This is a genomic window from Micromonospora inaquosa (assembly GCF_003857055.1).
Classification (GTDB): domain Bacteria; phylum Actinomycetota; class Actinomycetes; order Mycobacteriales; family Micromonosporaceae; genus Micromonospora; species Micromonospora inaquosa.
The window spans coordinates 1-14,336 of sequence record NZ_QGSZ01000361.1 but is presented as its reverse complement, the minus strand read 5'-3'; the positions used below and the strand labels follow the sequence as shown (position 1 = coordinate 14,336).

General features: G+C 66.6%; 14 protein-coding genes. 7 read left to right on the top strand and 7 right to left on the bottom strand.

What is annotated here, in order from left to right; all coding sequences use genetic code 11:
• The coding region (locus DLJ59_RS32905) for a radical SAM/SPASM domain-containing protein (protein WP_244236356.1) at positions 1-1,195 on the bottom strand (1,195 nt) is incomplete at its 3' end.
• Between the two features lie 37 nt (positions 1,196-1,232).
• On the bottom strand, positions 1,233-1,667 hold the full coding sequence (locus DLJ59_RS32900; RefSeq protein WP_124777974.1) for an NUDIX hydrolase: 435 nt from the start codon (positions 1,665-1,667) through the stop codon (positions 1,233-1,235).
• Between the two features lie 682 nt (positions 1,668-2,349).
• Between DLJ59_RS32900 and DLJ59_RS32895 the strand changes: the two genes are divergently transcribed.
• Both DLJ59_RS32895 and DLJ59_RS32890 read left to right on the top strand, forming a co-directional pair.
• Positions 2,350-3,720: an NsdA family TPR-like regulatory protein gene (locus DLJ59_RS32895; protein ID WP_124777972.1), complete on the top strand. Its 1,371-nt coding sequence runs from the start codon at positions 2,350-2,352 to the stop codon at positions 3,718-3,720.
• Between the two features lie 7 nt (positions 3,721-3,727).
• A complete protein-coding gene (locus tag DLJ59_RS32890; protein WP_124777980.1) occupies positions 3,728-4,612 on the top strand; it encodes a phosphotransferase in 885 nt (294 codons plus the stop codon).
• A gap of 104 nt (positions 4,613-4,716) precedes the next feature.
• Here DLJ59_RS32890 and DLJ59_RS32885 read toward each other — a convergent pair whose 3' ends face one another.
• The 3 genes from DLJ59_RS32885 to DLJ59_RS32875 form a co-directional block, all read right to left on the bottom strand.
• Positions 4,717-5,271: an HD domain-containing protein gene (locus tag DLJ59_RS32885; protein ID WP_244236353.1), complete on the bottom strand. Its 555-nt coding sequence runs from the start codon at positions 5,269-5,271 to the stop codon at positions 4,717-4,719.
• Positions 5,272-5,362: 91 nt separating this feature from the next.
• Positions 5,363-5,833, bottom strand: coding sequence for an NUDIX hydrolase (locus tag DLJ59_RS32880; protein WP_124777968.1), 471 nt, complete (start codon positions 5,831-5,833; stop codon positions 5,363-5,365).
• Between the two features lie 3 nt (positions 5,834-5,836).
• Positions 5,837-6,607 carry a DUF5919 domain-containing protein gene (locus DLJ59_RS32875; RefSeq protein WP_167493921.1) on the bottom strand — a complete coding sequence of 257 codons (771 nt, stop codon included), beginning with the start codon at positions 6,605-6,607 and terminating at the stop codon, positions 5,837-5,839.
• Positions 6,608-6,834: 227 nt separating this feature from the next.
• Here DLJ59_RS32875 and DLJ59_RS32870 point away from each other — a divergent pair, with 227 nt between their 5' ends.
• From DLJ59_RS32870 to DLJ59_RS32850, 5 genes are all read left to right on the top strand, one after another.
• Positions 6,835-7,182 carry a helix-turn-helix domain-containing protein gene (locus DLJ59_RS32870; RefSeq protein WP_244236352.1) on the top strand — a complete coding sequence of 116 codons (348 nt, stop codon included), beginning with the start codon at positions 6,835-6,837 and terminating at the stop codon, positions 7,180-7,182.
• Positions 7,183-7,389: 207 nt separating this feature from the next.
• The gene (locus DLJ59_RS32865) at positions 7,390-8,796 is read left to right on the top strand and encodes an APC family permease (protein WP_124777966.1); all 1,407 of its coding nucleotides are present in this window, start codon (positions 7,390-7,392) and stop codon (positions 8,794-8,796) included.
• The gene (locus DLJ59_RS32860; protein WP_124777964.1) at positions 8,793-9,806 is read left to right on the top strand and encodes an acetamidase/formamidase family protein; all 1,014 of its coding nucleotides are present in this window, start codon (positions 8,793-8,795) and stop codon (positions 9,804-9,806) included. The genes DLJ59_RS32865 and DLJ59_RS32860 overlap by 4 nt, the downstream gene beginning before the upstream one ends.
• A 15-nt stretch (positions 9,807-9,821) precedes the next feature.
• Complete coding sequence (locus DLJ59_RS32855) at positions 9,822-10,508, top strand: GOLPH3/VPS74 family protein (protein ID WP_124777962.1); 687 nt, start codon at positions 9,822-9,824, stop codon at positions 10,506-10,508.
• Positions 10,509-10,559: 51 nt separating this feature from the next.
• On the top strand, positions 10,560-11,228 hold the full coding sequence (locus DLJ59_RS32850) for a GNAT family N-acetyltransferase (RefSeq protein ID WP_124777960.1): 669 nt from the start codon (positions 10,560-10,562) through the stop codon (positions 11,226-11,228).
• A gap of 254 nt (positions 11,229-11,482) precedes the next feature.
• Here DLJ59_RS32850 and DLJ59_RS32845 read toward each other — a convergent pair whose 3' ends face one another.
• Positions 11,483-13,372, bottom strand: a complete 1,890-nt coding sequence (locus tag DLJ59_RS32845) for a hypothetical protein (RefSeq protein ID WP_124777958.1) — start codon at positions 13,370-13,372, stop codon at positions 11,483-11,485.
• 624 nt (positions 13,373-13,996) lie between these two features.
• A partial coding sequence (locus tag DLJ59_RS36500; protein ID WP_158630936.1) for a hypothetical protein occupies positions 13,997-14,336 on the bottom strand: 340 nt, incomplete at its 5' end.

Sequence of the window (14,336 nt, the reverse complement as noted above, 5' to 3'; positions counted from 1 at the left end):
GGGCGAGGAGTGCGGCGATGCCGTCGATCATCCGCATCCGGTAGTCGCAGTAGGCGTCCTGGTCACCGGCCTGGTCGTGACGCCAGCGGGTGGCCACGCAGCCGCCGCCGCACGTTGACTGGTACGTGCAGGTGGTGCACCGCTCCATCAGGGCCTTGCCCTGGTTCAGCAGCGGCAGCCGCCGCTGAGCCGCGACGACCGCCTTCTGTCCGGAGGGCTGGTCCAAGAGGGTGAGCTGGGCCTGCGGCCAGGGCAGTTCGTCACAACTGCCGAGCCGTCCGTCCGGATAGAGCGTGAAGACGTGGTCGCACTTCAGGTTGGAGAAGTGACAGAAGCCAGTGTCCAGCCCGCGCAGCCGTCGGATGGTGGATACGGACGGTTCTAGCTTCAGCCGGGAGAAGTGGCCAGCGCCGATCCAGCGAACGGTGGCGGCGAGTACGAACTCGGCGTACTGGTCCGGGGTGGTCGCCCACCCGGGCCCTTGCGGGCCGCGCAGAGCCGCGCGTTGAAGGATCCGGCTCTCGGTTAGGCGCTGCCCTTGGGCAGCGGTGGGGCCTTGAACGGAGGAATCGAAGCAGGGTACGAAGCTGACGGCGTTGACCGCCTCGAAGCCGGCGAGGTGGTCCAGGACGGCCTCGGCACGGCCGAGCACGGTCGGAGTGACCGCGGCGATCACGCCCACCTTCCGGCCGCGCCCAGCCAGCAGCCGCAGGGCGTTGGCCACGCGCGGGTAGACCGGCTGGCCGTCGTATCCAACCCGCCAGGCATTGCCCGCCGCGTCCCCGTCGAGGGAGATGCCGATCTGGAGGCGCGGGTACAGGGCGTCAAACAGATCCAGCCACTGCTCATCGAGCAGCATGCCGTTGGTTTGCATCGATACCCGCACGACGCTGGGCTGGGATGCCAGTTCGCGCAGGACTTCGGCGACGTGGTCGCGTCCGGCCGTCAGCGGCTCGCCGCCATGCAGTTCCACGGCGAGCGGACGCCCCGAGAAGAGCTCGGTGAGTCGACGCACTTGACTCGCGTCGATCCGGGCTCCGCCCGGGGCCTCCTTGCGTTTCTCGTAGCAGTACAGGCAGTCGATGTCGCAGGTCTCACCCCGTAGCTTCAAGATCACCGATGCGGCGCTGTCGGCGTCTTCGACGTCGAGGCCGCGGTACAGATGGGCCATCGGGTGATCGGTGGTGCCGTACATCGGCTGCCTCCCAGGGGTGGCCGTGACCGGACGGGGATCAGTCGTACAGGCGTCCCAACAGGGCGCCCTGGCCGGACTGGAGGATGTGGGCGGCCTCCAACGGAATCCAGAAGCATTCGAAGTGCGTCGGCTCCTGCTCTCCGTCGTGTTCCTCCTGGCTCATCCACCGCTCCGACGTCGGCTCGGTCAGTTCCAGGTGGAAGACGTGGCGGCGTTGGAGCTCGAACCGGTACGGGCTGATGTCGTACTCGGTCTCGCCGAGCTTCCGCACGATCTTGAAGTCCTTCAGGCCGGTTTCCTCGCCGGCCTCGCGCAGAGCCGCAGCCTCCGGCGTCTCGCCGGCGCGGATGCTGCCGGCCGGAACCTGGATGCCGACTTCCTCGTAGCTGTAATCGGTGTGCCGGAAGACCAGCAGTTTGCCGTCACGTACGACGTAGCAGAGAACCTTGTCCTTGGTGACCCGCTCGGGCATGGAGAACCCCTCTTCATTCGTTCGAATCAGACACGTACAGGCCGGCCCGGAGGACGCGAAGAAACTGCACCGTGTTCAGTACGGACCGCCTGTCGCCGGGCAAACGACCTTGAGTCTAGGTCCGGTCACCTGGCGTTACGAAGATTGGAGTCTTTGCCCGCAGGGGCGTCGCCTTTTCGGTCTATCGCATGGAGCCCGAGCTCAAGGGCCTGCTCTGCGTCTCGCGACTTTTATGCGATTGGCTGCAAGTGAGATCCCAAGCTCTGGGCGACCGCATCAGCTCTCGATGGGGTTTCTCGGTGTACCCCCACTAAGCCAGGCGGGCTGGGATTGCCGCCGCAGGCGACAATATTGCCGAGACTCGGTGGCGAATAGCACTGAGTCGCTTCTGTGTCCGGCATCGAGGAGTTTCCGGCTGTCCAACAGCGGCGAAGGCGGGTCGAGGGTGACTGCAGTGCCTAGCACCTCCCACTCCTTCCTATCGATGGACGTTATTTAGTCTGCCGGATCCGCCCTGCGCTGTCGACGCCATGGTGGGGGGTCGCGATGGGGGGTGAAGGTTGTCGCGGCAACGAGGATCATCTGTGACGGCGTCACTCGTCGCGATGAGTTCCCGAGTCGGCATGTCGCGAGCGATACAACGTAGTGAGATATCGATTCTTAGTAGTAGCTGTTCCCGGAGGTGATCGTGGGCGCCCAGGTCGATCCGTCCTGGTGGACGTCGGGTGTCTGGGAGGGTCGACCGATCCGCGAGTTCCTAGAGCGCCGTGACGTCGCCACCACGTTCCGATTCCTGCATGCCCGTGGGGTCTCCTACGGCACCATCGCCGCGTTGGTCGGCGTGTCCCCGAATCGAGCCGCCGAAATCACCAAGGGCACGCGCCAGGTGACGGCCTACGACGTCCTCGAACGCATCGCGGTCGGACTGGGTGTTCCCCGAGCCTGGATGGGCTTGGGCCAGGACGGGACGGGTGCGAGGCCCTCGATCGACCGAGAGGTGGAAGGTTCTGCGGACTTCCCACCAGACGGGCGACCAGTAGGAGGCCGGTCCGATGAAGTAATCACCGCGCTCACCCGGCTTCGTACCGGGCTGGACGAGGCGCTCGCCTCATCAACCGTCGCTCCGCGACAGCTCGACCTGATCGAGGAGGCGGCCGGCGAGCACATGCGGATCTATCCGGCAGCCCCGCCTGGGGTGATGCTGTCGCGGCTGGCCGCCGAGTGTGTCGAGGTGCAGACTCTGTGCCGGCGTAGACAGCCTGCGGCGGTTCAGGCGCGGCTTTCCGGCACGGCGGCCCTGCTGGCGACGATGTGCGCCGACGCGCTCATGCGACTTGGGAACGTTGGTGAAGCACGCCTGTGGTATCGGACAGCAATCCACGCGGCAGACGACAGCTCCGACAGTCGACTTCAGGTACTGGTCCGAGCGCAATCGGCGATGCTGCCCTATTACTTCGGTGATTCACAGCAGACGGTCGTGCTGACGGAGGCAGCGCTGGCGGTCACCGCCACACCATCATCCTCGGCGGCCCTTGCTGCGGCTGGGCGGGCTCGGGCGCTGGCCCGCCTCGGAGCAGGTGATCAGGCGCGAAGGGCAGTCCTCCAGGCCCGGCAGATGTTCGATCAGGTTGGCGATGGCGACAGCGATACGGCGTTCCAGTTCCCGATGAAGCGCATGCTGTTCTACCACTCCGGAGCGAGCACCTGGCTGGGCGACACGAGCGAGGCCTACCAGGTCCAAGAGGAGGCGCTGCGACTCTATGGGCCATCGCCTTCGGTGCCGATTGATCCGGCGCTCATCGCGCTCGACCGATCGATGTGCCTCGTGCAGGATCGGCGAGCTGCTGAAGCCGCAGTATCGGCGCTCGACGCCGTCGCGACGCTGCCAGAGGCGCAGCGCACGGAGATCGTCCTCGCGAGGGCCGACGACGTGATCTCGGCGGTTCCGGAGAGACACCGCAGCGGCGAGGTAGCCGCGCTGGTGGACTATGTGCGAGTTTGCCGTGAGCGCAGCCGTACGCTTGCGGCCGGAACTGCCGCGCTCGATTCATAGGAGCCCCATGTTCGTCGAAGCGCGGACACGTCCGGCGCTCGCCGAGGTGTGTCGTCGCCTGGACATGTCCGACGCTAACGCTGTCCTACTCCGGCATCACACCAACGCGGTGTACGCCGTTGGTGACGTGGTGGTCAAGATCGCTCCGGCGGAGTTCGGGTTGGAGCGCGCGCGTGCCGTGGTGGCCGTCGTGCGGTGGCTGGCTGATCAGGGGTTTCCGACGGTTGGCCTCAGTTCGCGTCTGCCACAACCTCTGTTGGTGGGGGAGCATGCCGTGACCGTCTGGCAGCGGCTTGATCCGGCGCACGACACGCCGGTCACCACGGCGGAATTGGGCGGTCTGCTCCGGCGACTGCACGCGCTGCCTGCTCCGCCGGTGAGCCTGCCGACGCTGGAGCCGGTCGACAGCATCCGCCGTTCACTGGCCAGGTCGACGATCCTCACAGCGCGGGATCGCCACCTGCTGCTGGAGCGTCTCGAGCCGCTCGCCACCCGCTGGCTCGAGACGAGCTTTCCCCGAGGCGCGAGCCTGATCCAATCTGATCCCCAGACACGTAACGCCCTGCGCCGCTTCGACGGCACGCCGGTGCTTGCCGACTGGGACGGCGCCGTAGTCGGTCCCCGGGAGTGGGACCTGGCCACCGTCGCGGTGCACTGTCGCCGGTTCACCCCACCGGGCACTGCCGCCTTCTCGGACTTCAGCGTCGCATACGGCTGGGATGTCACCTCGTGGCCCGGGTTCGAGGCGGTGTGTGAACTCCGCGAGCTGCAGATGATCGCCACCAACGCCCGCAAGGCGCGACCCGGGACGGAAGCCGAGGCTGAGGTGCTGCACCGCATTGGTGCCCTGAGGCGGAGCGACCAGGACCTGGCCAAATGGCACATTCTCTGACGGTTCAGCATCGAGCGGTCGGCCGGCCCGCATTTGCGGGCCAGCGATACAGGCCACGTGCCGAACCAACCTGGCTGCCCCTGACCGAGAAGTCATGGAACGAGTCAAACACCGACGTCGAGGCGCTCCAGAGTTCGGCGGGTGTGCGCGATGAGAAGCGGCTTTGCCTGCTGGATCGCCCGGTGAACGGGGCTCTGCGGTGGGTACCGCTGAAGGATTTCCTCGATGCGCTCGGCGACCTCGATGCGCTGTCCCCGCGGTCCGACCGTTAGGTCGGCGGTGACGAGGGCGTCCATCAGAGGTCCTTCTTCGAACGGAAAGGGCGCGAGCTGTTCCGCCAGGCCGCGCTCAGCAGCTTCGATGCGGGCGCAGGTGTGATGGGCGACCAGCGCGACAAGCCGCGGCGGGTAGCCGTGGCGCCGCAGGTATCGCGCACCGTCGAGGGAGTGCAGACCGGTGTCCACGACGTCGGGCGCATAGCCGATGTCGTGTAGCCAGGCGGCTGCCACCAGCAGGTCACGATCGCCCGGCGCCACCGTGACCGCCAGTTCCGTAGCCCGCTGGCCGACACCCTGGACGTGTGCCCAGCGGCGGGCCAACGGTGGGGAGTCGAGCAGTTCAGCAGCAAGTTCCGCGGCGTTGACTGTGAGGTCAGACACCTCCCGAACGGTAGTCGCACAGCGGCTCGCCGCCTCACCGGCTCGGCGGGATGGTCGGGACGTATTCATATCGAGAAACGCCCCTTCAGCATCAGCCGATGTACGGCGCGGCCCGAGGATCGAGTGCGTGGTCGATGCGGAGCCGCATCGAGGGGTGGATTTCCAACAGTGCAAGCTCGGCGGGATCCACCCAGCGAACCTGACGTGACTCACTGGACGTCGTCAGGACCCCTCCAACCGGTCTCGCCGTAAAGCACAGCGAGAACTGTTGGCGCACCTCACCGTCGTCGTAGGCCATCACGTGGTGGGGATTGGTGTAGGTGCCGACCAGACCCGTCACCTCCACCTCGATGCCCGTCTCCTCGCGCACCTCCCGCACCACCGTGTCGGAGATCGACTCTCCGATGTCATGCCCACCACCAGGTAGAGCCCACAGGTTGTTGTCCGTGCGGTGGATCATCAACAACTCACCGCGTTCGTTGCGCACCGCCGCGACCACCGACGGCACCACACTGTTGGCCTCGGGGGCGTTCGGATCGTTGAAGAAGTCGCGGCGCGGCATCCGTCATCTCCCGTCGAACGCGGCGATCACCGCGTTGATGTCCGTAGTGCGCTCAGCCTGGGCCCAGACCCGGTCGAAGCTGGTGAGGTAGTGGTCAACGACCCGGCCACCAGGCACGCGCCGTAGGTGTAGCACTGGGTTGTGAGCGGCAGTAGATCCATACACGTGGGTGTTGACCAGCATGGTTTCGTCTACCCGGAAGATAGACGCGTACAACGTCGTGTCGTGCAGCCGGACCTCCACCCCAGGGATGGCCAGGATGGGCTCGTAGTAGCGCAGGCTCAGCAGCACCCGGTGGGCGAGCCCAACCCCGAAGCCCTCTTCGTCTCCCCGGCGACGCACTGCGGCACCGTTCGGATCGGCCAGCAGGACCCTAATCCGGCAGCCCTGGCGGGCTCGCTCACCGAGTTGGGTGATGTCGTGGAGCTCGGGCAAAAACAACCCGGCGAAGACGAGGATGTCGACTGACTCCCGCGCATGCTGGATCAGCGACCTCCACAACTCCAGCGGCACCGTCGACCTGGACGGATAGAACTCGACCATCTCGGCACGCCCTGCGGACACCGTTCTGAAATCGTCCACCACCGACGGCCACAGATATGTCTCGTCTACGCCCAGCAGGTCTGCAGCCGCAACGCGGTGAGCGCGGTGCGGGACGCGATCACGGGTGATCCAGCGCTCCACGGTCTTCGGATCGACCCCGAGCAGTTCCGCGCAACGCTGAGTAGTCAGCTCTCTTGCTGACACGGCTCCCCGCAGACGCTCGTTCGGCATCAGAGGCCGAGACCCAACGAGGGACGCATAGGGGCGTTTATACCCCCGTCGAGACGTCCGCGAAAGTCCCTGACCGGCGGTGGCCGGATCCCCACGATCAGCGATCGGATTGTGGGACGCGGTTGGACGCAAGAGCCGCACCTATGTCATCCCAGAGGCTGACTCGTAGCGGCTCTCGCGTTGGCATCACAGCACGTTCGGGGGAGAACGCCTTGACCACGATGGCCATGAACACCAGCACTACCACGACTGCTGCGGTCAGGGCGCAGACCACGAGGTATCCGGGGTGGCGGGCCCACGGCCAAACCGATCCGAGCTGGTGGATCGACGGGCACCTCGGGGGCCGGTCGCTTGCCGAACTGCTGCGTCAGCGTGACATCGGCTCCCTGTTCCGCTTCCTCAAATCGCGGGGGTGGAGCCAGGCGGCGATCGCCGCAGCCACCGGAACCACCGAGAACCAGGTTCGAGCGGTCATTCAGGGGCGCCAACGAGTCACCTCCTATGACGTGCTCGAACGGATCGCCGAAAGACTCGACATTCCACGGGGCCTGATGGGGCTCGCGTACGAGAAGTAGTGCACGTCGAACGGTGGCGCCGCGGATCTGGGGCGCACTGCGGTCCTTCACCGCTGAGGGACTCATGGTGACCGGCCACCGTGGGGCTGGCTCTGACTCGGGAAGCACGTGATCGTCGATGGTCACAACATCGACGATGACCTGTCGGCGCTTGTCCTTCTGGTCGAGGGAATTCATCAAATTTTTATGCTTGAGAGAGGTTTCTAGGTGTACGAACAGAGCGAGCTTGAGCGTTACGGCTATCGGCAGGAGTTGGCCCGCCAACTGCGGTTCCGGGATCTGGTCGCCTACGGGCTGGTGTACATGGTGCCGATCGCGCCGATGGCGATCTTCGGCAGCGTGTACGCCGGCTCCGGCGGGATGGTGGCCCTGGCGTACGCGGTCGGTGTGGTGGCGTTGGTGTTCACCGCGTTCTCCTACGCGCAGATGGTGAAGGCGTTCCCGATGTCGGGCAGCGTCTACAACTACGCCGGCCGGGGTATCAGCGCGCCGGTCGGGTTCCTGGCCGGCTGGGTGATCCTGCTCGACTACGTTCTCGTGCCGGGTCTGCTGTACCTGGTGGCCTCGGTGGCGATGCACGCCACCGTCCCGGCGGTGCCGGTCTGGTTGTGGCTGCTTGGGTTCGTCGCGGTCAACACGGTCGTCAACTCTGTCGGGATGCGGATGACCGCGATGGTGACCCGGGTGATGCTGGTTGGTGAGTTGGTCGTCCTGGCGGTCTTCCTCGCTGTCGCCGGTTGGGCTCTTGCCTCGGGTAGGGGCAGGTTCAATTGGAACGCGTTCTACAACTCCGACACGTTCACCTGGTCCCTGATCGCGGGCGCGGTGTCGATCGCGGTGCTGTCCTTCCTGGGCTTCGACGGCATCTCCATGCTGGCCGAGGAGACCAAGGGCGGTTCCCGGCAGATCGGCCGGGCCATGGCCGCCGTCCTCATCCTGGCCGGCGTGCTGTTCATCGCCCAGACCTGGCTGGCCGCGATGCTCGTCCCCGAGCCGGCCTCGCTGCTCAGCGACGGGGATCCGAACGGCACCGCCTTCTACGACGCCGCGCAGGTGGCTGGCGGAGGGTGGCTGGCGACCCTGTGCGCGGTAGCAACCGCGATCGCGTGGGGCCTGCCGAACTCGATGGTCGCCCAGGTCGCCACCTCACGCCTGCTGTATGCGATGGCCCGGGACCGGCAACTGCCTGCCTTCTTGGCGAAGGTTTCGATCCGCCGGAACGTGCCGATCAACGCGACCCTGCTGACTGGCGCCGTGTCCCTGGTGCTCGGCCTGTACATGGCCACCCGCGCGGACGGGATCACGCTGCTGTCGTCGCTGATCAACTTCGGGGCGATGGTGGCGTTCCTGGTCCTGCATGTCTCCGTGGTCGTGCACCACCTCATCCGCCGTCGTAGCGGGAACTGGTGGGCGCACCTGGTCATGCCCGGTATCGGGTTCGCGATCCTCGCCTACGTGGTGGTCAACGCCAACATCGCCGCGCAGCGCCTCGGTCTGGCCTGGCTCGCCCTCGGCGTGGTCGTTCTCGCCGGCCTGTACCTGGCTGGCCGCAGGCCTGCGCTGTCGGGTTTGGCGCCCGCGCAGCCGCAGGCCCGCCACGTGGAACGGGTGTGACCGCCATGGACACGATCACGTACCGTCCCGCCCGCGACGAACTCGCCTACACCTTCGGCGGCCGAATGCCGGTGGCCCACGTCCGCTCCGGTGACATCCTGCAGGTGCACACCGAGGACTGCTTTGGCGGCCTTGTCCGCGGGCCGGCGGACCTGCCGTCGCAGGTGTGTCGGATGCCGTACCTGAACCCGGTGTCCGGGCCGTTCTTCGTCGAGGACGCCGAACCTGGCGACACCCTCGCCGTCCACCTCGCCGCCATCGAGCCCGCCCGCGACTGGGGAGTCTCCTCGACGTTCCCGCACTTTGGAGCGCTGACCTCGACCTCGCACACCGCCACCCTGCAGCCGCCGCTTGAGGAGCGGGTGTGGGTGTACGACATCGACCGGCAGGCCGGCACGGTCCGCTTCCACGCCACGGCCAGCGACCACTCCATCGACCTGCCGCTCGACCCGATGATCGGCACGATCGGCGTCGCTCCCGGCGGGTTCGAGGCCCGCTCCACGATCGTTCCCGACCTTCACGGTGGAAACCTGGACACCCCGGAGCTGCGTGCCGGGACCACTCTCTACCTGGGGGTGAACGTGCACGGCGCAATGTTGGCCCTCGGCGATGGGCACGCCCGTCAAGGTGAGGGCGAGGCGTGCGGCGTCGGCGTCGAGATCGCCACGATTACCACCCTGACCGTCGAGGTGATCAAAGGGGTGTCGACGGCCTGGCCGCGACTGGAGACCGACCGGGAGATCATTTCGATCGGCTGCGCCCGGCCGTTGGAGGACGCCTACCGCATCGCCCACCGCGACCTCGTCGCCTGGACGAGTCAGCTCACCGGCCTCGACGACCTCGATGCCTACCAGTTGGTCTCGCAGGCAGGCAGGGCACCGATCGGAAACGTCTGCGACCCCAACTACACGGTCCTCGCCACGGTGGACAAGGCGCTGCTCCCGCAGCCGCAGCCCGTCCACGACGGCGTGCACGCCCGGCAGCGGCAACGGGCCGCCGGGCTGCGGTAGAGCAGGAATGACCTGATGACCGCCCTGCCTCCCCAACTGCCGTTGCGCGACGAGTTATTCCTGCTCGGGCACGACGACGACACCGGCCAGCTGCATATCCACCGTCAGGCCCTTGCCCTCGGCCTCGCCGGCGCGGTCCTGATCGACCTGTTCCTCGCCGGTCGCGTGGCGTTCGACCCCGCCGTTGGTGACGACCAGCCGGGCACAGAGCGGAGGTTGTGGCTGCGCCTGCACGAGCCGGTCGGCGACCTGATCGCCGACAGCGCGCTTTCGTCGATCCGATACGCGCGCCCGGCCCCATCCCTGCGCGGCTGGGTGCGGGGGTTCCACGACGCTCTGTACGAGCGCACCCGCGCGGGCCTGGTCGCCGGTGGGATCCTGCGCCACCAGCAGCGCCGCCGATTCGGTGGGCTCGCCCGTACCGACCGCTACCTGCTCCTAGACGTCAAGTGGCCGGTTGTCGCTCGCGCCCGGCTGCACTACATCGCCACCGGCCGCAATCAGCCTGACAACCACACCGCCGCTCTCGCTGGGCTGGTCACGACCCTCGGGCTGCTCAACCATCTGTACCTCGCCGACGACACCACCGTGCTCGCCGCACAGCTACGCACCATCGCCGAACAGCACTACCAGCCGGTACGCGACATCACCGCGGCGGTCGACGCCGCAGTGGGGGATCTCGCCACCGCCGCATACCGCTGACCCCGGACACCACCGGCAGCTATCCATTTGCCCGCCGTGCTTGGAGAACTCATGGACGTCATTCCGCGCATCCGCTCCGCCCGCTGGGCGGACAAAGATCCGGTCGCCGCACTTGTTGCCGACGCCGTTTACCCCACCCCACTCGCCCAGTGGCTGGTGCCCGACCCGGCCGTGCGCCGCGGCGTCCTGGCCGACGTCGCGGCGATCTGGGTAGAGCACGCCATGTTCCACGGCGACATCCAGGTCACCGATGACCTGAGCGCTACCGCCGTCGCATTTCACCGCTACCGGCCCATCCCGCCACCCGCGAACTACCAGAGCCGCATCGACACCGCCGCCGGCACCCACGCGCAGCGCTTCGACATCCTCGACCAACTGCTCACCACCCAGCGGCCCACCGACCCACACCACCACCTGGCGATCCTCGCCGTACGCCCCGACGCCCAACGGCGTGGCCTCGGCGCGGCGATGCTCACCCACCACGAAGCCCGCCTCGACCGCATCAACCTGCCCGCCTGGACCGAGACCCTTCCCGACACCCAGGACCTGTACCTCCGACACAGATACCTCCCTCGACGGGCGCTCACCCTCCCCGACGGGCCCACGGTGACCTTGATGCACCGCGCCCCACGTCCAGCTCACGAATCGCGGCCGCAGAACGCCACTAACACCACCGCAACCGCGGTCCCGACGCTCGCTGAGTCCGACACCGCACGCTAGGCCGACGCCGAGGTGACGGCACCATCGTCCGCTAGCAGGCTGCGAGCCCGCGCCGGGGCGCACCAGCCGGTCGCCTGCCTATGGCGGGGACGGCAGCGGCGACTGGCGTGGCCGGCGGCGGGCTTTCCCCTATACACACGCCGCCGGCCACACCAACCCAAGCAACCTGCCCTAGCTCGCATCGTCGCCGCGTACCCAGGGCACCGGAAGCCGTAGACGAGTAGCTCTCCAGCAAACGATGGCGATGACGCCTTTCATGGCCGGAGCGTCGAACCGAAAACAGCCAGCGGGGCGCTGCCTGCGGTAGGTATTTCCATCGCCCACGCGTTAGCGGTGTCACGCATATCAGCGGCGATCACGCCGATGTCCTGTTCGGATTTCATGGCATCGATCCCCCAGTTCAGCACTGTCCGAGCCAAACGTTGCGAGTAGCTGGCGAGAGAATCGATAACTTCATCGGTGTAGGGTCCTCCGTGGGCAAGGGAATTCCTTACCCGCCGGAGGCGTGCGCGCAGGGCGTCCCATTCCTCCTGAAGGTCATCGTGCCAGGCTTGGACGGCTGTCTGGCTCCCAACTAGTTGTTGGAGGCCGCGGACCCGGACGAGAAGCACTCCGGTGATTCCCGGCGTGCCGGCCAAACGCGCGAGGGCGGAGATCATTGCGGAAGGGGTCGTTTCTTCGAAGGATCCACGGTACGTGTAAGTCTCAGCCCGAAGCGCGGCCACTTCGCTGCTGCGGTCAAAAATTCCCTCCGGATGGAGCGCGCCGTACACGACGTCGCAGATGGTGCGCCGCATGCGGTCGCGCACCCAACCGGGTTTGACGTACTCGTCGAGGAACTCATACCACTGCTTCTGCGGTAGTTGCGAGGCGAACAGCTCGACAACCCGCACGTACAGCAACGTCGCGGCTGCAGCGCCGAGCTCCTCTGCCTCGTCACACCATCTGATCGCCGCTCGCAGCTCGCGGGCGCGGTGGTCATGTTGCTGCGTGATCCCGGTCGTCGCCGGACGTTCGGACAGCAGCTCCGGCGTGGGGTCTTCCAGATAGGTCAGGCGTGGTTTTTCGTCTCTCGCCCAGAAGACCTCGTGGTGTCCGACGTGGTCGTCCACCGCATGAGCGAAGCCGGTCATGAGCTGCCAGTTGCCTGTGTTAGCACCATTGAACCGGATAAGGCCGAGCGTGCCGACCAGAACGTCTTTGGCTTCCCGGACAGGATCGCGCATCGTGGCCGATCCCAGGTCCACCCTGGCAAGGACGACGTCGTTCTCATCGGGCATTTGACGCAGTGCGAACGGGGAATCATCCTGTAGTTCGGCAGGTAACAGGCCGCGTTGTGGGCCTGAGGCCACCGCGTGCAGAATCGGCGCGTAGTAGAAATCAATCGCGCCGAACGACAGTTTTAGTTGGCGAAGCATGGCCCGGCGCAGGGCGAACCACACCACGTGTCGCCGCGCGCGGCCCGGAAGTGCGAGGTACTGGGCGCACAGGGCGAGGCGTTCCTCGAGCGGCATCTGCTGACCTGTGCTCGGTCCGTGTGGGTCGATGCTCCTGCTGAGCCCGTCGACCGCGTGCTGTTCTCCCATGACAACCCACGAGAGTTGCATCGACAGCATGTGAGACCCGTAGCCCGATAGCGAGGCGAGATGCACGAACGCGTCACGCGTCCGCGACACCGAATCCCACTCAGGTTGCTCCGTCAAGCAAGCGCGGCAGAGATCTTCCCAGGCAGCGCCGACGGCGTCCGAACTGTGCAGCTGCTTCCACAGAGTCTGGGCCGCTGGGCGGGCTGCCGCAATGAGTGCGTCAATCTGGTCCGGGGTTTGCTTCGCATCTATAGCGTGTTCCAGGGCGTTCATGCGAGACGTGAGGTCGTGCACACTGTCACGCAACGTTGACTGGAGCTGCAGGCCGACTCTCGTTGTCGATGTCCGGAAGTCGTTGATGACACTCTTCCAGGCCTTCTTACGCTGGCCGTCGAACCTGCGGGTGTCCGCGCACCAGGCGTCTACCTCGACCGAGGCGGTGACGATATCCAACTCGCCCTCTGACGCCCATCGCTCCTGCGTCGCGTTCTGCCACAGCAGCGCGCCGGCAAGCACCTCAGCATCCGATGACTGCGTTACCCCGAAGACCACGCGCATGATTATGAACCGTGCCAGAGCGTGGGTGAGGCGGCGGTTCCGAGAGCATGTCGGCCGTCTCGAGGCAGGGCCGCACAGATCCGCGCCGGTGACCTCCCGTTCGGCCAGCCAGGAGAGGACGCTCGACGGCTACGGCGCGGCCAACCGCCATGGAATCGCCTCCTGACCGCACCACATCTGACGGCACCGCAAGCACCATCGGACAGCACCTGACGGGGGTCCGCATCAAGAACCCGCCGTGGCAAACACCGGTCGTCAGCGGTGGTGGGTCGGTCGTGAACACTCATCGAGTAGGCGGTGAACCGCAGGATCCGTTGCGCGCGCGATGCCAGCGGGCCGGGCAGCGAGCGCAATCATGGTCTGCCGGTACTTGACGGCGACTCCGTGCGACCAAGCGGTGGCGGTGCCCAACAAGGAACGTCTCGGCAGGCTGGGCGAACGTCGACGCTTCGTACGACGTCTTCATCTCATGGACCTGACCCACCGCGTTCCTCCCGGCTCGACGCAGGAATTGCGTACGGATCGAGGGGTGCCAGAACGGCACGACAACCTTGGTGCCCGCGCTGCTCGCCGCCGGCGCTCGATCGCGCCAGCGGGACGGCGGAGACGTCATTAGCCTGCGGCCTACCAGGACATCTGAGTATCCGGCTGACCTTGGACCTGGTCTAACGGTGGCTCGGACGCGTACTGCACATCGAGGCGCCGCTCGGGTGCGGCGGCCGGCGGTAACGGGTCGGGCGTGCCCGCACAGAGGCTGTAGCCCTCGGCGATGAGTTGAGCGTTTAGACGCGTCGCGTACGTGGGCGTGGTGAGGATGCTGTCGGGATCGCCGTCGCGGGGGCCGAGCCAGTCTCTGCCCAGGTCGTCGGCGATTCGGGCGGCGATGTGTGCTCGTTGTTCGTCGGGTAGGGCGAGGTAGATGTCGCGTGCGATTCTCGCGGTGGTGGGGTCCGCGGGGGTGGTG